Here is a 22,801-nt window from a genome sequence, read left to right on the forward strand (position 1 = left end):
TCTATTCTCGATATTGATTATGAATAGGGGAAAATAGATCTTCTTCGACATCTCTAACAACAGAAAAATGATCCACATTATAATGACCATGTAGTGTTTTATTATGATGTTCAATAATTTTTTTGGCTGATAAAATCGTAGAATCATTCGTGGAATGCCCATTTTTAATTAAAGTGACATCAAATCCCTGTACAGTTGCTGTTCTAACGGCAGTATCAATACAATGCTCTGTTTTGCAGCCGCCTATAACGAGATGAACAATTTCTTTCTCTTTTAAAATGGCGTGTAAAGAGGTGTTATAAAATGAATTGGTTGCTTGTTTGTCTATGATTTGTGCTGCATGCGGAATTCTGAGTTCCTCATGTACTTGAAATCCTTTCCCCATGCCAGAAGCAACATCAGTATCTCTGACGAAAATAATAAGAGCATTGGATTGAATTGCTTTTTGAATGGCTATATTTATGTTCGTTAATAATTGCTCTTTATGAAATACTGCAGATTCTTGCTCGTTTCCATCAATAAGTTCTTGTTGAGCATCAATAATTAATAGAGCTTGTTTCATTATATTTCTCCTTTTTATTTCGTGATTTGTAGGTAATAAGTTTGTCTCGATGTTTAGAATATAGATAGAGAGACAGGTACGGAATAAAGAAAATTCCCGTTGATTAAAGTTACACTTTATTTATTTCGTGATGCTGTACATGAATCCTTTTTATATAAGGGAATTATTTCATTTTCTTTATTGATCTTCACATCATGTAATACCTTACAATATAACCAAGGAGAGAAAGTGAAAATTAGTGAAGTATTTAGTGTTGTTTTTATCTTTTAGGAAATCAAGAAATCTAAGAGAGATTGTCAAAGAAAATTCATTCTCATAAAGCCTAAAAAAATGTATGATAGGAAGTGGAGAATTTTTTGGTAGGTGGGAACAGCATGCAAACGGTACAAGAATATCTTTCATTCTTACACACAAAAGGATTTAAATTATCAGAGGACGCACAAGGGTTTATTATGTTTGGTCAAGGGTATACTGGTGCGTCGGATGGGATTGTGAATGCAGCGATTGAGGCAACAATTAAACATCAACTACAATTTGATGGTAGTTATTTTATCGCTTTATTGGAGCGTTTGAAGGAAGAGGAAATTACTGATAAAAAAAGCGCAAAGGCTTTCATGTGGACGTTACAAGCGTAACATCACGCAGCCTGCGCTTCTTTTTTTGCTTTTGAAGGAAGTTCAACGAAGATCATGCCTAAGAAAATACAAAGGCAACCAAGTACTGTGGGAATAGAAAGTTGTTCGTTTGCGACAAGAACACCTGTTAATGCAGCAAAGACAGGTTCCATTGCGAAAATAATGGCAACTCTTGTTGGAGAGGTGTGTTTTTGCGCAGCTGTTTGAATAAAAAAAGCGATGGATGTTGCGAACACGGATGTTGCAAGTAGAGCAAATAAAAAAGCAGAATTCGTCCATAAAGAGATTGAAAATAACTTTTTCCAGTCCTCGAATAAAAAAGCGCAGATAGAAGAGAAAATTCCAACAGATAATACTTGAGATGTGCTTAATAATAAAGGGGATATTTTTTTAGAAAAGACTCCGTTAATGAGAATATGGGCTGCAAAAGCAATTGCACAGCCGAGAACAAGTATATCACCAATATTCAATTGAAAAGAATCACCAGCGGTTAGTAAATATAAGCCTGCTGTTGCAGCAGTAATGCCAAGTATGATAAAAGGTGTAACTCTTTGTTTTAAAAAGATAAATGAAAGAATCGGAACCATAACAATGCTGAGTCCAGTTAAAAATCCTGCTTTAGAAGAAGTGGTATAGAGTAATCCAAATGTTTGTAATAAATAACCGATAAATAAGAAGAATCCGATAATTAAACCAGCAATGCTACTATGTTGAACTTCTTGTTTTGAAGTTTTTTTCGAGAATATAAATTGGACAAATAATAAAATGATTCCAGCAAATAAAAAGCGAATACCATTAAAAGTAAATGGCCCAACAAATGACATTGCATTTTGAACGACAACAAATGTGGCTCCCCAAATAAAGCAGACAAATAATAAAGCGAGAGGAGCAATCCATCCTTTTTTTCACACTAAAACCCCCATTAATTTTGTAAAATGGCTTTTCTTGCTAATTCATCGGCAACTTTGTTTTGACTATTTGGAATCCACTTTATAAAGAAAAGATCAAAGCTTTTGATGTACGCTAGTGCTTCTTCTAAAAGTGGTGCATACGTTTTGTTTTTTGCATATTCTTTTTCTACAGCACGTTCAACAAGCTGTGAATCTGTGCGAAAAGATACAATGCTATAATTATGTTCCATGCAATATTTTAATGCGACCAGTAATGCATGATATTCAGCTTCATGGTTGGACATGATTCCAAGCGGCAGTGATAATTGCACAGGTGGCTGCACACCTTTAATAAAAACCCCAGCACCAGAAGGACCTGGATTTCCCTTTGATGCACCATCAATATATACTTCAATCAAAATTGAATACCTCCATTATTATATAGCGTTAGCTGATAGTAATCACCCCGCCTAAAAACTTCTAGGGGCGGGGGATAGAATATGAAAAATGCACTTTATCCAATTGTAATGCTGTAGCGACATGTAAACGTTTCATTTGCTTGTAAGGATTGTACGCCTTTTTTCTCTTTGAAATCTTTAGCTGGTTCTACTTCATCAGCAATTCCATACCACGGTTCGATACATAAGAAAGGAGCGTCATTTTCTAGTGTCCACACACCAACCAATGGGAAACCTTCAAATGCTACTTTTACAAACTTATTATGTTTATGAGAGCGAATGGAAATTTCATTTGTATTCATATTTTCAAAAATAAGGGCATCATTTTTGAATAAATCGTATGTAAGTGGTAATTCTGTCTTGTTTTCAACCATTAGTTGTTTTTCTTTTGAAAGAAATGGTCCTTTTAGAACGTTTGTTTCTAAATGTTCAGGGCCATTAAATGATAAATGGTAATCTGTAAATGATTCATCTTCTATTAAAGGACAATTGAAGCCTGGATGTGCTCCGATAGAAAAGAACATTTCTTTTGAAGTAGGGTTGATAACTTCATAAGTAACATGTATATTTTGCTCGTCTAGTTCATAAGAAACACGTAACTCAAATTCGTACGGATATTTTTGTAAAGTTTCTTGATTACTAGTGACTGCATAAGTAATTTTTGTTTCACTTTGCTCTTTTACTGAAAATGTAAGATCGCGAGCGAAGCCGTGCTGTGTTAATGAATAAGGTTTACCATCTACATAATATATATTGTCCACTAATCTACCGACAATTGGGAATAAAATTGGTGCACGGCGCCCCCAATAGTTAGGATTTCCTTGCCACATATATTCTGTGTTGTCTTCTTTTAAGCGAACGCTTTGTAACTCTGCACCTTTTTCAGAGATGGAAACGATCACTTTTTCGTTTTGAATTGTTGCTGTCATGAAGTGAAACCTCCTAAATCTTTCATATTCTTTATTATACGTGGTCTATAAGAAAAAGGGTAGTGGATGGTAGGAATCTATTGACGAATGGTTTGCTATTGCGTACAATATAAAATTGTTGTTTAAAAACGAATCACGTGGTTCGAAACCATCCCACGTAAAAAAACTAAGGAGATTTTGTCATGAATATAAAAACATTAGTTGGTAATGGTATTTTAGCAGCATTATATATTGCTGTTTCAGCACTTATTCAGCCGTTTGGCTTTACGAATGTACAATTTCGTATTTCGGAGATGTTTAATCATCTCGTTGTATTTAATAAGAAATCAATTTATGGAATTGTCTTAGGGGTATTTTTAACAAATCTCTTTTTCTCACCTATGATTGCGTATGATTTAGTATTTGGAGTGGGGCAATCCATTCTTGCACTTCTTGCTACTATTATTTCCATGCGCTTTATTAAGGGTGTTTGGGCGCGCATGATTTTTAATACAGTTATCTTTACAGTTACAATGTTTATGATAGCGATTGAACTTCATCTTGCATTCGATCTGCCATTTTTATTTACATGGCTTACATGTGCAGCTGGTGAATTTGTCGTGATGGCAATTGGTATGCCTGTTATGTATTGGATTAATAAACGAGTGCAATTTGAAAAGGTGATGTAATAAATAAAGAGGCTGAACCAAATCGAAAGGATTGGGTAGCCTCTTTATTTGTATATAAGTAAGTTCTCTCAGTATATCTAATAGCAGTAAAGAAACCGAGATTCAGAAAAAAATTGCATTTGTTGGATTAGGAACTTTAATGATTGTGATGTTAGAATTGATAGTTTTTTCATTACTATAACACGTGTCTGAATTTTCTTTTTTGTTTTCGAAGAGGATAAGGGCTAAATCTAAGTTAGTATTTCTATAAGTAATCGCTTTATCCCGATTTGTGAGGACTGATTAAAGTTTCATTTTATCCCGCATTAACGGACAGTAAGACCCCTACCTCAAGATCCAGAGAGAAATGAGGAAGATAGGTGGGGGATAACTGCTCGTAAAAGCCCGATTGGTTCAACTAACCATCAGTGGGGGATGAAGAAAAACCCCACTGATGGAAGTTTCACTTTATCTCAAAATTTTGAGGAGTTCAAAGGACTTTGATGGAGGATGAAGCCCTTCTAATCATACAGACGCTCCTCTTTCTTGTGAGTTAGGAGAGCAGTCTAAGTTAAGTTCAGATAATGGTAGTTACTTACAATATGATTTGATTCATTCGCATATAATACTGTGACTCTTGGTAAAATATAATAAAATAAAAATATGAAGTCTTATATAAGGGGAAAATAGTATGAAGTATAAAATGAATTGGTTGTATAAAACAAAACATGGTCTTCAAACAGAATTAATAACAGATTATATGAGTATGGAAGAAGCTCTCCAATTTGCAGTGGATTTTGAGAAAACGGGAAGAGTAAAAGAACTCGTATTTTACGATGAAATGGGCGCGGAATGGACGCTGAAAGAAATGAAAAAATTGAGTAAACAAGTGGAAGAAGATCCGCAAGAAATTCGCATTTACTTTGATGGAGGATATGACATCGAAACGAAAGAGGCGGGACTTGGAATATGCGTGTACTATAAAAAAGGGAAAAAAGTGTATCGTGTTCGTCGAAATGCTTACATAGAAGGTATATATGATAATAATGAGGCAGAGTATGCAGCGTTATTATATGGAATGGATGTATTAGAAGAATTAGGAATCAAATATGAATCAGTTACGCTTCATGGTGATTCTCAAGTCGTACTTCAGCAATTAGCTGGACAGTGGCCATGCTATGATGAACATTTGAATCACTATTTAGATCAAATTGAACAAAAAGCAAAGCAAATGAAATTGAAGCTTGTCTGTGAGCCAGTAACAAGAAAACAAAATAAAGAAGCACATCAATTGGCCGCGCAAGCATTGGAAGGGACACCGATCGATAGTCATAAGGAAGTAACAGAATAGAGAGGTGCACTGGTGAATAAGAAGCAGCTCATTATAGAGGTAAATGATTTATTAGAGACGTATTGTGAAGGATGTTTTTTACAAGAACACTATAGAAAAACACAAAGTAAGTACTATGCCCATTCTTTTTGTATTCGGCAATGCACAGTGGGAGCGAAGTTAAAAGAATATGGCAATCAATTATCATAAAAAACATCCAGAGGTAGCTCTGGATGTTTTTTTAATGCTTAGCTTCTTTCAATTGGTGTTCGCATAGGCTTAGTTTTTTTTCTTCATTCATTAAGAAAGGCTCGTCTAAATCTGTTGCAACAGATTTCATTGTTTCAAGCTGAGAGCGTGCAGATTCTACTGCAGTCGTCGCATGCTGCAGTGATTCAGGATCCATTGTAATTGTAGCAGAACCTACCATTTTTTGTGCTGTTTCTACACGGAATTTTACTTCTTCAAAATCATTTACATGTGAACCCATTGTCGATTCCTCCTTTGTATTCTGTCACATTTCACATAGTTTTTACTCTGCAAAAAGGAAATATACAAAGGAATAACAAAGGAGGTTACCAAATAAGGTAACCTCCTGTTATATGTTGGATTAAAGTTTTACTACGTTAGCAGCTTGTGGTCCACGGTTTCCTTCAACGATGTCGAAAGATACTTCTTGACCTTCTTCTAAAGCTTTGTAGCCTTCGCCTTGAATAGCTGTGAAATGTACGAATACATCGTCAGCACCTTCAATTTCGATAAATCCAAAACCTTTTTCGTTGTTAAACCATTTTACTTTTCCTTGCATGTTACAATTCCTCCTAAAAAACGATTACTTTTTCATTTAGTGAAGTTCATTTGAAATATTTGCGAATTCATAAAACTGAAAATGCTATATTATCGAATATTCTGCTAAATGATATTTTAAATATACATGAAATGGTAGATTTTAGTCAAGTAAGCGGTTTTATATTTTTGTATTTTCAAATAATTTTTACACAAGTTTCTAAAATGGTATAGGACAACTTATATTCTTAATATGCTTAAATGAATGCTGTACATAATGAGGTGAGAGAATGAGTAAGTCTTATTTGTTAGATAATCAAGAAATTAAAACTAGGAGTGATATACCAAGTTGGGTTTCAAAAGAATTTGAGAATTTTTCTAATGTTGTATTAGAGCCAACTTTTCCGTGCTATTTTGGCTTAACGGCCTTAAAGAAAAATGAACTTCGTTACTCGTTTTTATCTCAGGATGATTGGAGTCATTTACCCAAGACTCTGTTTTCTTTTTTACAGTTAATGAATGAGCGACCAGTTGTAAGAAGAGGTTTTTTTCTTTTTGTTGAGCCAGAGTGTGAAGAAAGATCGCTCGAATATTACCGCATGTACTTTTGGAGAGTGCTACAATATTTACATGAAAAGGATGAACAGCCATGGCCAGAGCAAATTCCAAAAAATCCAGATCATTACTTATGGGAATTTTCATTTGGTGGGGAGCCGATGTTTGCATTTGGGAATGCTCCTGCCTATAAACAGAGAAAAACGAGGCATTTAGGAAATTCGCTCATTATAGGATTTCAGCCACGGATCATATTTGATGGATTAGAAGGAGATCGACCGAAAGGGGCATATTCCAGACAAACGGTTAGAGAACGAGTGGAAAAGTGGGATCAGCTGCCGAAACATCCCAATATAAGTCACTATGGTGATCCGAATCATCAGGAATGGAAACAATATTTTATTGGAGATGACATCGAACCAATCGAAGGAAAATGTCCATTTCATCATAAAGTACTAAAATGAAAGCCATCATTAAGGATGGCTTTTTTGCATATTTTGGATGAAAAAGGGCATTTTATATATGTATATTTTTTATAAAAGTTAGTCTATTTTTAGTACTGTTTACATTAGCTAATAGTAAAATGATATAGAAAGGATAGAGCGATGTTTGGAGCAATTATACAGCAATTTATACTAGGAATTTCACTAGCGGCACCAGTAGGGCCAATTAATATTGAAATGTTAAAAAGAGGGATCGAACGTGGGTTTTGGCATGCTTGGTTTGTTGGGATAGGAGGCATGAGTGCAGATATTTTATTTATGCTGCTTATTTACTTTGGATTATCTTCTGTATTTATGTATACATATGTACAAGCATTTATGTATTGTATAGGTTTTTTCTTATTGTTTTATTTAGGATTTCAAAGTGTAAAACAAGGAATTTCACATTCAAATATGGAATATAAACAAGAAGAGGTAGGTGGACTTCGTCAATCCTTTATGGCAGGATTTTTAATTGCGGTATCTAATCCGTTAAATCTTGTCTTTTGGTTTGGTGTATATGGGAGTACGCTTAATTCACTGCTCACGAAAGTAACAAAACAAGAGGCCTTTTTATATAGTCTTTGCATAATTGGTGGCATTATTTTATGGAATTTAAATATTGCCTTTTCTGTTCATTTTGGACGCACAGTGCTTAAACCAAAGGTACTCGGTTATATTACAGCGGGAGCTGGATTTATCTTAGTCGGGTATTCGATTCATTTTGCGTATAAAGCTTTACAGTTGTTCATATAAGATTGAAGGGGAGATTTTTATGTATCGAACCACAGTTAATGGAAAAGAAATTATCATTACATTAGCACCAAAAATTCGAAAAGAAATAACGGATAGGGACCCTTTATATGAGGCCGTTCTTCAAACTGTTGAAAGACTACTTCAAACAAAGCAGCCAACATTTGCTGTAAATCATGCAATACTGGGACTGATTATTGGAGAGGTACAGGGAGGTGAAGTAACTGTCTTTGCAGTTGAACACATTATACCGAAACAAAATATATTTGGTTCGCAAAATTTTTTCTCTACAATAGAACAGCGAGCAAATTTGTGAGTAAAAGAGAATAAGATAGATAGAATGAAAACAGTCGTAACGATATGTTATGGCTGTTTTTTCTAAGAAAGGGGATAGGATGAATGAAAAGGGTGATGAAGGAGTTCTTTTTCCAACATGATATTGTGATTATGTTTGGAGTATTTATATTGTTTATCATTATTTTGAAAATGCAATTATTTACAGGGGTGGCGATTTTATCATGTCTTGCGGGAATCGTTTTTTATACAATCAATGAGTATATAACATATCGGTTTTTATTTCATATGAAACCTCCTAAAAATGTTAAAGAGATTACATTATGATCACCATGTGTACCCGGATGATTTAAAGCTATTATTTTTACCAGTATGCTATAGCATGACAGGATTTGCAATTTATTTGTTCATTCTGTATGGACTTACAAGTAATATAACGATTACATTTTCATTTGGAATTGGGATGATTATCATGTTGCTCGTCTATGAATGGAAACATTACATAGCGCATAGACCAATCCGTCCTTTGACTGGTTTTGGTAGATGGCTAAAAAAACAACATATTTTGCATCATTATAAAAATGAAAATTATTGGTTTGGTGTGTCGAATCCAGTTTGTGATTTCTTATTTGGAACTTATAAAAACGGAAAAGATGTTGAATTAAGTAGGACGGCACGTAACTTAGAAAAAGAGAAGGACAAGAAAGTGGTGCGATGAGCACTTCTTTTTATTTTAAAAAAATATATTAAAAAATTAGGAAAATATGACGAAAAATGTCTATCGAAAAATCTTTGCAGAGGAGAAGAGATTGTCTAAAATAAATGTAAGTTTCTGAATATTTATAAAATTTAGCTTTTGGTTTATGAGGGGGAATTTTATTTAAGGATTGAAGGAAAGGGGAGAGGACAAATGAAACGAGAGAGTTCAGCACGTAAGTTGCAAAGTGAGGTAAATTATACAGAAGTCGTCCAGTCAGCGGAATTTCAAGCATTGCTAGAAAAGAAGCGAAAGTTTATTGTTCCGATGAGCATTTTCTTTTTAAGCTTTTTTATTGCTCTGCCGCTTTTGACTTCTTATTCAAAAGTGTTGAATACACCAGCGTTTGGAGATGTTACATGGGCGTGGATCTTTGCTTTTACACAATTTGTTATGACGTGGTCGTTATGTATGATGTATAACAAAAAAGCGGAATCGTTCGACAAAACTTCGCAAAAAATTCTTCAAGATATACAAAAAGGGAGGGGATAAATTTGAACGTAACGGCGTTTGCACTTTTTTTAATTATCGTTCTTGGTACGCTCGTCATTACATATTTTGCATCGAAAAAGACGAAAAATGCGAGCGAGTTTTATACGGCAGGAGGAGGCTTAACTGGGTGGCAAAATGGTTTGGCCATTGCGGGAGATTATATGTCAGCTGCTTCTTTTTTAGGGATTGCAGGCGCAATCGCATTAACTGGATTTGATGGTTTCTTTTATAGCATAGGCTTTCTTGTTGCCTATTTAGTTGTATTATATCTGGTTGCTGAACCGCTTAGAAACTTAGGGAAATATACATTAGCTGATATGATTGCAGCACGTTTTGATGCGAGAAAAGTGCGCGGAGTTGCAGCTTTAAATACGATGACGATTTCAATTTTCTATATGATTGCACAGCTTGTGGGAGCAGGAGCACTTATTAAATTATTATTAGGGATTGAATATACGACATCCGTCTTAATTGTTGGAACGTTAATGACGGTGTATGTGATTTTTGGAGGTATGACAGCGACGAGTTGGGTGCAAATTGTAAAAGCTGTCTTGCTAATGGCAGGGACATTTATTATTTCAGTAATTGTATTTGCTAAATTTAATTTTAGCGTGACAGAAATGTTTGCGCAGATGAAAACGGCAACACCTCTAAAAGAGGCATTTTTAAATCCAGGTGTGAAATATAAAAATGGATTAGATACGATTTCTTTAAATTTAGGTCTTGTTTTAGGAACAGCTGGTTTACCTCATATTCTTGTTCGCTTTTTCACTGTTCGTGACGCGAAAACAGCACGTCAGTCTGTTGTATATGCAACGTGGTTAATTGGTGCATTTTATATTATGACCATTTTCCTAGGTTTTGGTGCAGCTGCATTTGTAGGGAATGCTGCAATTATTCAGGCAAATCCAGCTGGTAATATGGCAGCACCTTTATTAGCAAAAGCACTTGGGGGAGATTTCTTATTTGCATTCGTTTCTGCAATTGCATTCGCGACGATTTTAGCCGTTGTAGCTGGTTTAGTTTTAACAGCCGCTTCAGCTTTCGCACATGATTTCTATAATGAAATTATTCGCCGAGGAAAATCAACAGAAAAAGAGCAGGTGTCCATGGCACGCTATGCATCAATTGGTGTAGCTGTATTATCTATTATTTTAGCGTTATTTGCTCAAACGTTAAATGTTGCGTTTCTAGTGTCGTTAGCATTTGCGGTTGCTGCAAGTGCTAACTTACCAGTGATTTTGTTTACAATTTATTGGAAACGTTTTAATACAACAGGAGCAATTTGTGGAATGGTTGTTGGGTTAGTATCAGCTATCGTATTAGTGGCACTAAGCCCGAATGTTTGGAATCCTGAAGCTGGGAAAGCAATCTTTGTTGGAAAAGCATTATTCCCTTATACAACACCTGGAATTATTTCTATTCCACTTGGATTTTTAGCAGCGTATTTAGGGACAATCTTTTCAAGTAAGAAAGAAGATGCAGCGAAGTTCGATGAAATCCTTGTTAAATCTAACACAGGTCATGGAGTTAGTGACGTGTCTGCGCATTAAGAAGAAAGAGAGCTTTCCAGTTGCTTGGAGAGCTCTTTTGTTTTGTAATGTTGCTTGAAAATATTACTCGGCAGTCGGTAGGATTTATTTTGTTCATGTGGAATGAAAATAAATAGGGAAAAGTTTTATCTCATCATGGCGCCAGTACAGCTTGGGAAAATATAAGTTGTTTTGGAAGGTGGAATGTATGATGAAAACGAAACAATCAGATGCATTATTAGCAAAGGATGAAAAGTATGTGTGGCATGGAATGCGTCCTTTTAGTCCAAATAGTACAATGGTTGGGGCAAAAGCAGAAGGATGCTGGGTAGAAGATATAGAGGGGAAACGGTACTTAGATGGGATGAGTGGGCTTTGGTGTGTGAATAGTGGATATGGAAGAAAAGAGCTTGCTGAAGCAGCGTATGAGCAATTGCAAAAATTATCATATTTTCCAATGTCACAATCTCATGAACCTGCAATTCAGCTTGCTGAAAAGTTAAATGAATGGCTTGGAGGAGAGTATGTTATTTTCTTCTCTAACAGTGGATCGGAAGCGAATGAAACAGCATTTAAAGTTGCTCGTCAATATTATGCTCATAAGGGAGAGTCACACCGTTATAAATTTATGTCACGTTATCGTGGTTATCATGGAAATACAATGGCGACGATGGCAGCGACAGGACAGGCACAGCGGAGGTATCAGTATGAGCCATTTGCTTCTGGCTTTTTACATGTTACGCCACCAGATTGTTACCGAATGCCAGAGATTTCGTCACAAAATATTTATGATGTAGAGTGTGTGAAAGAAATTGATCGTGTTATGACGTGGGAACTAAGTGAAACGATAGCTGGATTGATTATGGAACCAATTATTACAGGCGGAGGAATTTTGATGCCCCCGCAAGATTATATGAAAGCTGTTCATGAGACGTGTCAAAAACATGGTGCATTGCTAATTAGTGACGAAGTAATTTGTGGTTTCGGTCGTACAGGAAAAGCGTTTGGTTTTATGAATTATGATGTAAAGCCTGACATTATTACAATGGCAAAAGGGATTACAAGTGCATACTTACCGTTATCAGCAACAGCAGTGAAGAAAGAGATTTATGAAGCATTTAAAGGAAAGGGAGAATATGAATTTTTCCGTCATATTAACACGTTTGGTGGCAATCCAGCAGCTTGTGCGTTAGCACTTAAAAACTTAGAGATTATGGAAAACGAAAATTTAATTGAGCGTTCTGCACAAATGGGATCGCTTTTATTAGAGCAATTAAAAGAAGAAATAGGAGATGATCATCCACTTGTTGGAGATATTAGAGGGAAAGGGTTGCTAGTTGGCATTGAGCTGGTAAATGACAAAGGAACAAAAGAACCAATTGATAATGATAAAATTGTCAGTGTAGTGAATGCTTGTAAAGAAAAAGGATTAATCATTGGGCGTAACGGAATGACAACAGCAGGCTATAATAATGTTTTAACGTTAGCACCGCCTCTTATTATTTCAAGTGAAGAAATTGCTTTTGTTGTCGGGACATTGAAGACAGCGATGGAACGTATTTAAAAAAACCGATTCATCCCCCACCTTCACTTCGTTTAGAGGAGGGGGTCTTCTCGGTTAAAATGATAAAAAATGAGATGATTGTCTTTTGAAGAGAATCATCTCGTTTTTTATATTATGAAACTAGTACTCTATATAGCTATTATGCACTTTGTTTTAATTGCTTATCTTTTACACCGAAAGAATATTTTAACATTGGTGGTGTAATCATGGTTGTTAAAATAACGACAATTACAATTGCTGTAAAGTAATCTTGTGCTAGTAGTCCAGAAGTAAGCCCCTGTCCTGCAATGATAAGAGCAACTTCACCGCGTGAAACCATTCCGGACCCAATGATTGTAGATGATTGTAAATCAAATCCTGTCATGCGCGCTCCGAAGCCACAACCAATCAGTTTTGTTAATACAGCAATTACAGTTAAAGCCAAGATAAACCATACTTTATCTCCAATGCCTGCAAACGTAATATTCATACCAATGCTTACAAAGAAGATAGGAACGAACATTGCATAAGCGATTGGTTCTACTTTCTTTTCTACTTCATGTTTGTAATCTGTTTGAGAGATAGCAATACCTGCTGCAAATGCTCCGATAATGCCTGCGATTCCTAATAGTTCACCGAAATATGCAAAAGCGAAACAAATGATAAGAGCCGCACTAATTATAGACTCTGATACGCGTAATGGTGATAACCAACGCATAATCATTGGAACACCTTTCCAACCGATTAGGATGATAGAAAGGAAGAAAACAACCTTTTTCAAAATAATCATTGTTAAGCTTACATCACCTGAGCCTAAGAAACTCATGGCAAATGCTAGTAAAATAACAACAAGAATATCATCAAATACAGCTGCTCCCAACATTGTTGTGCTTTCGCGAGTCTTCATTTTTCCTAAGTCACGAAGTGTTTGTACAGAGATACTAACACTTGTTGCACATAGAAGTAATCCTAAAAAGACAGCATTTGCTTGTTCCATACCCATAATTAGTCCTGAAACATAACCACCTACAAATGGAAGAATAATACCGCCAACAGCAACAGCTAAAGATGAATTGCGATTTTCATTTAGTTCTTTTAAATCTGTTTCTAGACCTGCCATAAACATAAGGAGAATAACTCCTACTTGACTTAACTGTGTGAGTAAATCTGAATTGTTAACTAAACCTAATACCGCCGGACCAATTACAATACCAACAATTAATTTCCCGAGTACAGAAGGTTGCCCTAATCTCACACTAATGTCACCAGCAATTTTGGTGCTTAGTAAAATTAACGCAATTTGAAAGAAAAATTCCATCTCATCTCTCCTTTTCATTTTTTGTTTTTATTAAACGATTTCTCGGAGTTTGCCTAATGTACTAATATGTAAAACACATTAAACAAGAGGTCTTTATACGAGTTCTTTTGAACTTGTAATTTGAACCTGTAATAAATATATAATAAATTTCAAGAAAAATCAATGTTAAATCGGAAGATTTTCATGGGGATGATTCATTTTGAATAAGGAATGAATGTCTATATAATGAAGGGGAAGAAAAACAAATTTGTTTTTAACGAATCAATTTATTTGAAAGAAACGGAGTAGAAAATATGTTATTCAATCAACGCTTTACTATTGGAGAAATGGCAAAAATGCATAATATTGCGGAGTCAACATTACGTTATTACGATGAAAAAGGTATTTTTCATCCATCCATTGTTGATCCACAAACAAAGTATCGATATTATACAATCGACCAATTTGCACTTTTAGATACAATTAAATTTTTACGGCAGTTAAATATTTCTTTAAAAGAAATAAAGGAATATATTGATGAAAGAAACCCATCTTATGCCTTAAATTTACTTAAAAAACAACAAGAGATGATGTTAAAAAAGCAAAGAGAAATTGAATATGCATTGGCTAAAATGAAGCATAAAATCAATTTGATGAAAGAAGCTACAAAGTCAAAAGCTAATAATGTGACACTTAAAAAATTACCAAAGAGAAAAATTACAGCGTTAGCTATTGCACCAAATATAACGGATGATATGTTTGAATATTATATCCATTCACTCCAAAAAAATATGAAGCAAATAGATGATAGTTTATTTTCAGGAGACCTAGGTGTGACAGTGTCAAAAGAAGGGTTGCTTCAAAATGAATTTCAAGCATATAACAGTGTTTTTATTCTTCTTGATTATATGCCGTTTCAAATTATTACTTCAGATGAAATTAAAGACGGGATGTTCGCTTGCTCTTATCACCATGGGCCATATGAAAAAACGGATGGAACTTATAAGAAGCTGTTAATGGATATCAAGGAGAAAGGATATGAAGTGTCTGGAGATGCAATTGAGCTCGCTTTAATTGACTGTTCTGTAACGGAGAATCCAGAAGAGCAAGTTACAGAAATACAAATCCCGGTAATAAAAAAGAAGTAAGAGGTTGTATAATAAAAATGTATTTTTAATTCTCACTTGACCTTCAAGTTGCTTGAAGGTTTAAAATGTGAACAGAGAATTGAAAAGGAGCATTTTATTATGGAAACAACTGAGAAATTAAGAGAAAAACCAATGAAAAATTTATTTATATCTTATTTAATACCAGCGGTTCTTGGAATGGTATTAATGTCGGTGAATATTGTAATCGATGCCGTTATGATTAGCAGAGGAGTCGGAGCGAATGGCTTAGCGGGAGTAAACGTTGCTATCCCCGCCTTTTCCATTTTTTTCTCTATATCATTGTGGATTGGAATGGGCGGAGCTACACTATATTCCATAGCATTAGGTGAAAATAAAATAGAGCGAGCGAGATCCATTTTTACTCAGTCTATGACAGTGGCTGTTGTAATTGTTGGTGCTTTAATGGTCATCTGTTTATGGAGAATAGAAGATTTGGCCTATTTATTTGGAGCTAATGAAGTAATCTTACCATATGCATTAGATTATTTAACTGTATTATTAACATTTGGAATGATATACGTATTAGAAAATATTTTAAGTACATTTATACGAAACGACGGAAATCCAAATTTAGCGATGGCAGGACTTGTTGTAACAGCGTTGTTAAATATTGCTTTTGATTATATTTTTATTTTTATTTTTGGCTGGGGTGTAACAGGAGCGGCGGCAGCGACTATCCTGTCAGCAGCAATTGGTTTTCTTGTTTTATTAAGTCATTTCTTTAGAAAAAGTAGCATTTTAAAATGGACGAAATTTCATTTTGAATGGAATACAGTCAAACAAATTATGCTGATTGGTTTTCCAAGTTTCACCGCAGAAATAACAGTAGCGATTGTAACGATTGGTTTTAACATAACCTTTATGAAATATGCAGGAGAATTAGGTGTAGCATCTTACGCAATAGTGAATAGTATTCACTCCATGATGCTATTAGTATTCTTAGGTGTTGGAGCGGCATTGCAACCAATTGCAAGTTTTCATTACGGTGCGAATTTACCTGAACGTTTGAAGGAAGGACTAAACTTTGCAGTAAAAACAGCTATTGTACTTGGATGTGTAGCAATTGTGAGCGGATTATTCTTTGGGGAATACATTATTGGTTTATTTGATGTTCAATCAAAAGAGTTACTGACACTAACTGTAACAGGAATGAGTCTGTTCTTTGTTCAATATGTATTTTTTGGCTATAACATTGTATATGGAGAGTATTTCCAATCGGTGAGACAAACAAGAAAGTCTATCTTGATTATTTTGAACCGCGGTTTATTACTCATTATTCCACTCTTATGGATTATGCCAAAGTTGTTTGGAGTAAATGGAATTTGGCTTGTAATGCCTGTATCTGAAGTATTAACAGCGATTGTTGTATTTTGGATGAATCGTATTTCTCATCCTGTATCAGTACGAAATATAGAAAGAGAACATGTGGCATGATAGAAATCCCCTTAGCAAGTTTATCAAGACCTAATTTTAAAAAATATTATTAAATCAACCCCCTAACATATTAGACATATATAATATGTTAGGGGGTTTTTTAATTGAATTAATCAAAAAAAATTGATTTAACTGTTGCATTAAACAAGAAATCTCACATATAATAAATACATCAAAAAAATTTGATGAATAGGAGGTTACATAATATGACTAAACAATTTGAACAATACGAGAAGAAATTTAAAGCTCTTGCAGATCAAAAAAGATTAGAGATTATGTATGAACTTTGCCAAAGAGGTAGAACTTGCGTATGTGATTTAACGGAAATATTCGAAATGACGCAATCTAAATTATCTTACCACTTAAAAATTTTACTTGAGGCAAATTTAATAATCAAAGATACACAAGGTACTTGGAGCTATTATGATTTAAATGATACTGAAGTGAATAACCTACTATCGGAAGAACTTTGTTGCATATTTAGAAAAATAGGAAAAGGAACTTGTTGCTAATTTTTTTAAACTATACATCAATTTTTTTTGATTAATTGTATGTAAAACCAAAAGGAGGAATTTGTGATGAAGTACGTACACGTTGGGATTAATGTTAAAAATCTAGAAAAATCTATTGAATTCTATGAGAAAACATTTGGAGTAAAACCAGTTAAGGTAAAAAATGATTATGCAAAATTTCTACTAGATACTCCAGGACTTAACTTCACTTTAAATGTGAAAGATGAAGTATCTGGAAATCAAGTGAATCATTTTGGTTTTCAAGTAGCGAATGCAGAAGAAATAAAGGTCCATAAGGACCGATTAGAAAAAGAAGGATTTTTTGCAAGAGACGAGATGAATACTACATGTTGCTATGCTGTACAAGATAAGTTTTGGATAACTGATCCAGACGGTAACGAATGGGAATTTTTCTATACAAAAGCAGATAGTGATGTTCATAAATCAGAACCTACATCTTGCTGTTAATCTGAAAGGAGTGTCCAATGAAAAGACTATCATTTCTAGATCGATACTTAACCATTTGGATTTTTCTTGCCATGGCTCTAGGAATCGGTATAGGGGTACTATTCCCTCAAATTACAAGTAGCATAAATAGTCTACAAGTGGGTACAACATCTATTCCACTTGCAATAGGCTTAATTTTGATGATGTATCCTCCATTAGCCAAGGTTCGTTATGAAGAGATGGGGAGAGTCTTCAAAGATGTAAAAGTGTTAGTATTATCACTTGTTCAAAACTGGATAATTGGTCCCGTTCTAATGTTTGCTTTAGCAGTAATATTTTTACCAGATAAACCAGAATATATGGTGGGTTTAATTATGATTGGCTTAGCTCGCTGTATTGCAATGGTTATTGTTTGGAATGACCTGGCAAAGGGGGATACTGAGTATGCAGCGGGTTTAGTCGCTTTTAACTCTGTATTCCAAATGTTATTTTTCTCAGTGTATGCGTATGTGTTTGTAACAGTAATTCCAGAATGGTTGGGAATTGAAGGAGCTATCGTTGATATTACAATGGCAGAGGTTGCAAAGTCAGTATTTATATATTTAGGAATTCCTTTTATTGCTGGGATGTTAACTCGTTTAATCTTAGTAAAAACAAAAGGCCGTCTATGGTATGAAAAAGTCTTTATTTCCAAGATTAGTCCAATTACTTTAATCGCATTACTATTTACTATAATTGTGATGTTCTCTTTAAAAGGGGAAGTTATTGTGAGCGTACCGTTTGATGTTGTGCGTATTGCGATTCCATTACTTATTTATTTTGTAATCATGTTCTTTGTTTCTTTCTTTATGGGTAAAAAAATTGGTGCAAGTTACGGAGTAACTACAACATTAGCATTTACAGCAGGAAGTAACAATTTTGAATTAGCAATTGCAGTTGCAGTTGGTGTATTTGGAATCCAGTCTGGTGCAGCGTTTGCAGCAGTTATCGGGCCTTTAGTAGAAGTTCCTGTTATGATTGCCCTTGTAAATGTAGCACTTTGGTTCCAACGTAAGTACTTTCAGACACAACCAAGATAAACATTCATAGTAAAGGTGGAATTAAATTGAATAACAAAAAAACAATTTACTTCTTATGTACAGGGAACTCTTGCCGTAGTCAAATGGCTGAAGCTTGGGGCAAAAAATATCTAGGTGACAAATGGAATGTGCTGTCAGCTGGTATTGAAGCACACGGTGTAAATCCAAATGCTATTAGAGCAATGAAAGAAGTAGATATTGATATTACTAACCAAACTTCTGATACTATTGATCCAGAAATTTTAAATAATGCAGATCTTGTTGTAATGCTTTGTGGTCACGCAAATGATGTATGTCCAACAACACCTCCACATGTAAAACGTGTTCATTGGGGATTTGACGACCCAGCAGGAAAAGAATGGTCTGAATTCCAAAGAGTACGTGATGAAATTGGCACGCGTATTAAAGGTTTTTCTGAAACAGGAGAATAATATTAAAGAAAGACCGTTAATATTTTGAGCATTTGCTCTAGTGTATTGACGGTCTTTTTTTATTCTTTTCTGAAATTTTTAAGTGCGTATGATAAAATTACATCTTGATATTTCCTTATATCTGTTTATACACATCCGCGTACGCAAATTTTAATTGCTCACGCAGTTGTTTTTTCTCTTCTTCTAACTTCTTAATCTTACGTTTCAAAGAGGCGATAATTGCATCTTTATTGTTTTCATTTATCTCACGCTTGATTTGTTTTGGCGTAGGAGCTTCCGCTTGTTGCTGGCGCAGGCTCTCAATCCGTTCACGCAGTTCACGGTTATTGTATAGCGTGGCTTTTGCTACGCCAGCCTCGCTTGCCACACTATTAAAATTGATAGGATCATTGGCTCGCACGAGCCTTTGGATGGCTTTATCCACCTTTTGCGAAGTAGTCGCTTTTCTTGATGCATGAATTGCTTTTAAATGTTCTTTACGGTCATAGTTAACCATTTTCTACACCTTGCTTTCGCTTCATTCGTTCCATTCTGCCGAAGATAACGTTCCCTTCCTGGAGCTTGCTTAAAATCTCTTCATAACGCTTCAAATTTCTAGAACCCTTTTTCACAATGTCTTCACGTCCATACTGTTTTGCCAATTCCATATTTCTGGAGGTTCTTTTGATATGATCCTCATATTTCCCGATATCGAAATCGGAAAAGCCAATTGCTAGGTCCTTACAAGGAGTGCCTTCCTTACCACACGTTAAACAAGGCGCTTCCTCCAAATAAGCACAGCCGCCACTTAAACGAGCGTGACACGTTCCATAGTTATTTTCCATCGCATTTAATTTATGATCTTGCCAAAGGGCCTGCAGGATGTCCTTTGGGATATCTTCATCCGCTTTAATTTCTTGCACCTTACCATTTCTGTCGAAACATAGCCCTTTGCTAAAGACCGCTTCAAATGCCTTTCGCTTCGTGTCATCCAACAGTTTGGCATACCGTAAGGTCATTTCGGGCGAGGCATGCGCCAACAATTCCTGTACAGTTAGAATGTCTGCACCGCTATTTAACATTTTGACAGCGTAGGTATGTCGAAATTGATGAAGTTTAAAGTGGAACAGTTTTCCATTCTCATCTACAATGTTCTTTTGTTTTGCTAGTTTGTTTAATTCTCGTTGAATCCATTTTTGAAAATAAGGATTGCCTTTTCGAGAGCCACGATAACGAACGAAAATGAACCCTTCGGGGTTATTTCCTTGGTTGCTGTTCTCTTTGGATTTGTGAATGAGAATCGCAAGGATGTTTGCCAATTCTTCGTCAATTGGAATTCGGTGTCCTTGTACATAGGTTTTCTCAATATCCGTGACAATGGAGTATTTACCGTTAATCCGCTCCAAACAATTCGAGGTTAAACCTAATACATCCGAAATGCGAAGCCCTGTTTTGTAAGCAACCCATACCACAGGAACGACCTCTTTGTGTAAATCATCGATGTGCATAAAGAGCTGTTCTAACACATAGTCAGGAATGTAATCAATTTGATCAATCGATTTCTTTTTTAACTTCGGCTTGTCTTCTGGAAAGAGTAACAATTGTATACGGGTGTCAGGAGCGATATCGTATTCATATCGCTGGGTGTCTCTCAAGAACTTTCCTATGTAGGTCAGTACAAGTTGTATATGGCTTTCAGGGTGCGCATTTTTTTGAGTCAAATTACTTCTTGTATATTCATGTAACCATTGGATGTACCGTTCCATATGCGATCGTTTCAACCCTTTTAAATTCGTCCATGAAGGTTCTAAGGAAAATATAAGTGACCAGAACCTTGATAAATGAGTTAGATAACCTTGAGCTGAACCCCATGAGAAATGATTCTTACTAAGTAAGCGTTGTTTGAAATACCTTTTAATATGCTGACGCATTTCCACTTGTTCAATTTTGGTGAAATCAAGGTAATAGTCAGGCTTGGTCTTGTTATAGTTAATTCCATATTTGTCATGTAACATTCGCACATCCCATCGATCTTTCTCCCATTCTTCACGCGTATCAGTCAGGACAAAAAAATTGGAATGAATAAATCGTAAAAAGCTTGCGATGGGTGCTTTATGTATATAAACGCCACCTGTCACGTCTTTTCTTTTATATTGTGTTGAAATCCCTTGCTGTTCTAACCAAAACCACCATTCCCGTTCTGTTTGGTCGATGTCCAGATCAAGAAGGGAGAAAAGGTTAGGGTATTTTTCGTTGAGAAATACTGTTAACCTTCGTAAGAGCCTTGCTGGCTCTCCAAATACGGTGCTTAATGACCATTCATCCTTAAATAATTTCTGATACCACACATATTTTATTTCCAGGTTAACAGTCGCGTTATTGATTTGAAAACGCACATTGCGATTTGTACCTTTATATTTCTCAACCATTTCCTGAAATTGAGGAATGTTTTCCAAAAAGTCAACATTCCAAATGTCTTTGACCAAGAAGTAGGGATCCTTCACGTGATGGATGATAACTGAGTCATCCTTCTCTATGGTCTTCATGGGATAACCTGACAGGTCACGCTGCAATCGCTCATGAAATCCAAGTTGTTCTGTATTAACCTGATAAACTTGTTTCATTCTCTCCCACCGTTCGGTTCTTTGATTTGAAATGCGCCCTGTGCCTTTTCCCAATCCTTGCGGATGTCTTCATCCGAAGGATGAAGGTACAAATTCATGGTCGTTTGGATTTGTGAATGACCAAGGCGCTCTTGTACCTGTTTAATATCCTTCGTCTCCTGATAGTACATCGTCGCGTGCGTATGACGAAACAGGTGAGGATGGACATCGATTCCTGTTTTCTGACGCAGTCGTTTGAATAGAGCTTCTACATCCCCGTAGGTCATCGGTCTCCCCATGTTTTTACCGCGCAATTTGACGAACACAAAGTTGGTTTCGACGTCCAATTCGTCAATGACATCGTACATGTAGTCATCATATAAGTCCATGAGGTCCTGTGAAACAAAGATTTCCCGTTCCCCTGTTTTCAGTTTCGCACCGTTCTCTAATTCCCCGCGATCCGTCAGACGAATGCGATGTCCTTTTTGATGACTAAACTTGAAATCCTCTAAAAATAAAGAAAGCGTCTCTCCAATTCTTAACCCCGTCTCAAACAGGAGCTGGATGAGAAAGGTGTCCCGTATATTCGTTGTTGCTGCTAAGACCTGTTTCACCTGTTCTTTTGAGAGCGTCTGCACCCTCTTGCGAGGTTCTTTTACCTTCAATACATTCCGCATAGATAGCTTGTCCTGGTTGATATGATGAAGGAAACTCTTATACCGTGTTCTCCCGCCTGTAAAGACCTGACGTATCAATTTCTCTTTCATATCACGCGGTAACTCTTCATTCCGGTACAAATAGTCATAGAAGTTTGTAACAGCGGTGACCGTAAGGTTCACTGTCCTTTCTGTTTTCTTTGCCTTCACAGGTCGAAGAGACATTACCTTGCTGCTCTCATACGGATTCCGAAGCCATCCTACAAACTCCACCAAGTCCTCTAATCTTATATCTCTGTAATTTTTCTCTATCTCCTGTAAGTACAAAAAATACTGTTTTAGTGCATAACAGTACGTTTTCTGTGTGTTGTTGCTTTTCCCTGTAACATCTAAATACTTCAGGTATTTCATCACAGGAATCACAGGAATTCCTTCATTATCTACTAATATGTATCTCTTACTATTATTCTCTAAAAGCACCTCTTGGACCCTCATAGACATTCACCACCTAAAACCATTTTTTTACGTTCGGTTTATAGACCTCACTAC

At 35.6% G+C, this 22,801-nt stretch carries 26 protein-coding genes, 1 pseudogene and 1 riboswitch; of the genes and pseudogenes, 17 read left to right on the plus strand and 10 right to left on the minus strand.

Going from position 1 to position 22,801, the window contains the following annotated elements; translation table 11 throughout:
• Position 1 precedes the first annotated feature (1 nt).
• Positions 2-562 carry an isochorismatase family protein gene (locus BPMYX0001_RS07340; RefSeq protein WP_006094342.1) on the minus strand — a complete coding sequence of 187 codons (561 nt, stop codon included), beginning with the start codon at positions 560-562 and terminating at the stop codon, positions 2-4.
• Between the two features lie 374 nt (positions 563-936).
• Here BPMYX0001_RS07340 and BPMYX0001_RS07345 point away from each other — a divergent pair, with 374 nt between their 5' ends.
• Positions 937-1,197: a DUF6123 family protein gene (locus BPMYX0001_RS07345; protein WP_003196477.1), complete on the plus strand. Its 261-nt coding sequence runs from the start codon at positions 937-939 to the stop codon at positions 1,195-1,197.
• A 2-nt stretch (positions 1,198-1,199) separates the two neighbouring features.
• Here the strand turns inward: BPMYX0001_RS07345 and BPMYX0001_RS07350 are convergent, their stop codons facing one another.
• From BPMYX0001_RS07350 to BPMYX0001_RS07360, 3 genes are all read right to left on the minus strand, one after another.
• The gene (locus BPMYX0001_RS07350; protein ID WP_033798776.1) at positions 1,200-2,090 is read right to left on the minus strand and encodes a DMT family transporter; all 891 of its coding nucleotides are present in this window, start codon (positions 2,088-2,090) and stop codon (positions 1,200-1,202) included.
• Positions 2,091-2,119: 29 nt separating this feature from the next.
• Positions 2,120-2,506: a reverse transcriptase-like protein gene (locus BPMYX0001_RS07355; protein WP_003196481.1), complete on the minus strand. Its 387-nt coding sequence runs from the start codon at positions 2,504-2,506 to the stop codon at positions 2,120-2,122.
• A gap of 95 nt (positions 2,507-2,601) precedes the next feature.
• Entirely contained in the window at positions 2,602-3,474 is an 873-nt protein-coding gene (locus BPMYX0001_RS07360) for an aldose 1-epimerase family protein (RefSeq protein WP_006094344.1), read from the minus strand.
• 131 nt (positions 3,475-3,605) lie between these two features.
• A riboswitch (PreQ1 riboswitch) is annotated at positions 3,606-3,650 on the plus strand.
• A 6-nt stretch (positions 3,651-3,656) separates the two neighbouring features.
• Between BPMYX0001_RS07360 and BPMYX0001_RS07365 the strand changes: the two genes are divergently transcribed.
• From BPMYX0001_RS07365 to BPMYX0001_RS30430, 3 genes are all read left to right on the plus strand, one after another.
• Positions 3,657-4,142, plus strand: a complete 486-nt coding sequence (locus BPMYX0001_RS07365; protein WP_003196485.1) for a QueT transporter family protein — start codon at positions 3,657-3,659, stop codon at positions 4,140-4,142.
• A 670-nt stretch (positions 4,143-4,812) separates the two neighbouring features.
• The gene (locus tag BPMYX0001_RS07370; protein ID WP_006094345.1) at positions 4,813-5,472 is read left to right on the plus strand and encodes a ribonuclease H family protein; all 660 of its coding nucleotides are present in this window, start codon (positions 4,813-4,815) and stop codon (positions 5,470-5,472) included.
• A gap of 12 nt (positions 5,473-5,484) precedes the next feature.
• Entirely contained in the window at positions 5,485-5,661 is a 177-nt protein-coding gene (locus BPMYX0001_RS30430; protein WP_003196489.1) for a zinc-finger domain-containing protein, read from the plus strand.
• A 31-nt stretch (positions 5,662-5,692) separates the two neighbouring features.
• Here the strand turns inward: BPMYX0001_RS30430 and BPMYX0001_RS07375 are convergent, their stop codons facing one another.
• Positions 5,693-5,941 carry a DUF2564 family protein gene (locus tag BPMYX0001_RS07375; RefSeq protein ID WP_003206638.1) on the minus strand — a complete coding sequence of 83 codons (249 nt, stop codon included), beginning with the start codon at positions 5,939-5,941 and terminating at the stop codon, positions 5,693-5,695.
• Between the two features lie 120 nt (positions 5,942-6,061).
• Positions 6,062-6,259, minus strand: coding sequence for a cold shock-like protein CspB (cspB, locus tag BPMYX0001_RS07380; RefSeq protein WP_003196492.1), 198 nt, complete (start codon positions 6,257-6,259; stop codon positions 6,062-6,064).
• A gap of 268 nt (positions 6,260-6,527) precedes the next feature.
• Between cspB and BPMYX0001_RS07385 the strand changes: the two genes are divergently transcribed.
• From BPMYX0001_RS07385 to BPMYX0001_RS07420, 7 genes and pseudogenes are all read left to right on the plus strand, one after another.
• Complete coding sequence (locus BPMYX0001_RS07385; protein WP_003196494.1) at positions 6,528-7,256, plus strand: YqcI/YcgG family protein; 729 nt, start codon at positions 6,528-6,530, stop codon at positions 7,254-7,256.
• Positions 7,257-7,397: 141 nt separating this feature from the next.
• Positions 7,398-8,030 (plus strand): LysE family transporter, encoded by a 633-nt coding sequence (locus tag BPMYX0001_RS07390; RefSeq protein ID WP_006094346.1) that lies wholly within the window; start codon positions 7,398-7,400, stop codon positions 8,028-8,030.
• A gap of 19 nt (positions 8,031-8,049) precedes the next feature.
• Positions 8,050-8,343 (plus strand): hypothetical protein, encoded by a 294-nt coding sequence (locus BPMYX0001_RS07395; protein ID WP_006094347.1) that lies wholly within the window; start codon positions 8,050-8,052, stop codon positions 8,341-8,343.
• 83 nt (positions 8,344-8,426) lie between these two features.
• Positions 8,427-9,039 (plus strand): annotated as a pseudogene (locus BPMYX0001_RS33845) (sterol desaturase family protein).
• A 192-nt stretch (positions 9,040-9,231) separates the two neighbouring features.
• The gene (locus tag BPMYX0001_RS07410; RefSeq protein ID WP_018764329.1) at positions 9,232-9,570 is read left to right on the plus strand and encodes a DUF485 domain-containing protein; all 339 of its coding nucleotides are present in this window, start codon (positions 9,232-9,234) and stop codon (positions 9,568-9,570) included.
• Positions 9,571-9,572: 2 nt separating this feature from the next.
• The gene (locus BPMYX0001_RS07415) at positions 9,573-11,123 is read left to right on the plus strand and encodes a solute symporter family protein (RefSeq protein WP_003196504.1); all 1,551 of its coding nucleotides are present in this window, start codon (positions 9,573-9,575) and stop codon (positions 11,121-11,123) included.
• A gap of 190 nt (positions 11,124-11,313) precedes the next feature.
• A complete protein-coding gene (locus BPMYX0001_RS07420; protein ID WP_033798777.1) occupies positions 11,314-12,666 on the plus strand; it encodes an aspartate aminotransferase family protein in 1,353 nt (450 codons plus the stop codon).
• Positions 12,667-12,805: 139 nt separating this feature from the next.
• Here the strand turns inward: BPMYX0001_RS07420 and BPMYX0001_RS07425 are convergent, their stop codons facing one another.
• Positions 12,806-13,963 carry a cation:proton antiporter gene (locus BPMYX0001_RS07425; RefSeq protein ID WP_018764331.1) on the minus strand — a complete coding sequence of 386 codons (1,158 nt, stop codon included), beginning with the start codon at positions 13,961-13,963 and terminating at the stop codon, positions 12,806-12,808.
• Positions 13,964-14,256: 293 nt separating this feature from the next.
• Between BPMYX0001_RS07425 and BPMYX0001_RS07430 the strand changes: the two genes are divergently transcribed.
• From BPMYX0001_RS07430 to arsC, 6 genes are all read left to right on the plus strand, one after another.
• Positions 14,257-15,090: a MerR family transcriptional regulator gene (locus BPMYX0001_RS07430; RefSeq protein WP_006094353.1), complete on the plus strand. Its 834-nt coding sequence runs from the start codon at positions 14,257-14,259 to the stop codon at positions 15,088-15,090.
• 96 nt (positions 15,091-15,186) lie between these two features.
• The gene (locus tag BPMYX0001_RS07435) at positions 15,187-16,545 is read left to right on the plus strand and encodes an MATE family efflux transporter (protein WP_033799632.1); all 1,359 of its coding nucleotides are present in this window, start codon (positions 15,187-15,189) and stop codon (positions 16,543-16,545) included.
• 206 nt (positions 16,546-16,751) lie between these two features.
• Positions 16,752-17,057 carry an arsenical resistance operon transcriptional regulator ArsR gene (gene arsR / locus BPMYX0001_RS07440; RefSeq protein ID WP_033798778.1) on the plus strand — a complete coding sequence of 102 codons (306 nt, stop codon included), beginning with the start codon at positions 16,752-16,754 and terminating at the stop codon, positions 17,055-17,057.
• Between the two features lie 66 nt (positions 17,058-17,123).
• Positions 17,124-17,525: an ArsI/CadI family heavy metal resistance metalloenzyme gene (locus BPMYX0001_RS07445; RefSeq protein WP_006094355.1), complete on the plus strand. Its 402-nt coding sequence runs from the start codon at positions 17,124-17,126 to the stop codon at positions 17,523-17,525.
• 17 nt (positions 17,526-17,542) lie between these two features.
• Positions 17,543-18,583, plus strand: a complete 1,041-nt coding sequence (gene arsB, locus BPMYX0001_RS07450; RefSeq protein WP_033798779.1) for an ACR3 family arsenite efflux transporter — start codon at positions 17,543-17,545, stop codon at positions 18,581-18,583.
• Positions 18,584-18,609: 26 nt separating this feature from the next.
• On the plus strand, positions 18,610-19,014 hold the full coding sequence (gene arsC / locus BPMYX0001_RS07455; RefSeq protein WP_033798780.1) for an arsenate reductase (thioredoxin): 405 nt from the start codon (positions 18,610-18,612) through the stop codon (positions 19,012-19,014).
• Between the two features lie 115 nt (positions 19,015-19,129).
• On the opposite strand, the gene BPMYX0001_RS07460 is transcribed toward arsC, so the two are convergent.
• The 3 genes from BPMYX0001_RS07460 to BPMYX0001_RS07470 are packed head-to-tail and all read right to left on the minus strand — an operon-like array spanning position 19,130 to position 22,747.
• The gene (locus tag BPMYX0001_RS07460; RefSeq protein ID WP_033798781.1) at positions 19,130-19,510 is read right to left on the minus strand and encodes a DUF6262 family protein; all 381 of its coding nucleotides are present in this window, start codon (positions 19,508-19,510) and stop codon (positions 19,130-19,132) included.
• Positions 19,503-21,617 carry a tyrosine-type recombinase/integrase gene (locus BPMYX0001_RS07465; RefSeq protein ID WP_033798782.1) on the minus strand — a complete coding sequence of 705 codons (2,115 nt, stop codon included), beginning with the start codon at positions 21,615-21,617 and terminating at the stop codon, positions 19,503-19,505. Before BPMYX0001_RS07465 ends, BPMYX0001_RS07460 begins: the two co-directional genes overlap by 8 nt.
• Positions 21,614-22,747, minus strand: a complete 1,134-nt coding sequence (locus tag BPMYX0001_RS07470; protein WP_033798783.1) for a tyrosine-type recombinase/integrase — start codon at positions 22,745-22,747, stop codon at positions 21,614-21,616. The genes BPMYX0001_RS07465 and BPMYX0001_RS07470 overlap by 4 nt, the downstream gene beginning before the upstream one ends.
• Between the last annotated feature and the right edge of the window lie 54 nt (positions 22,748-22,801).

Origin of the sequence: Bacillus pseudomycoides DSM 12442, from assembly GCF_000161455.1 — a bacterium.
Classification (GTDB): domain Bacteria; phylum Bacillota; class Bacilli; order Bacillales; family Bacillaceae_G; genus Bacillus_A; species Bacillus_A pseudomycoides.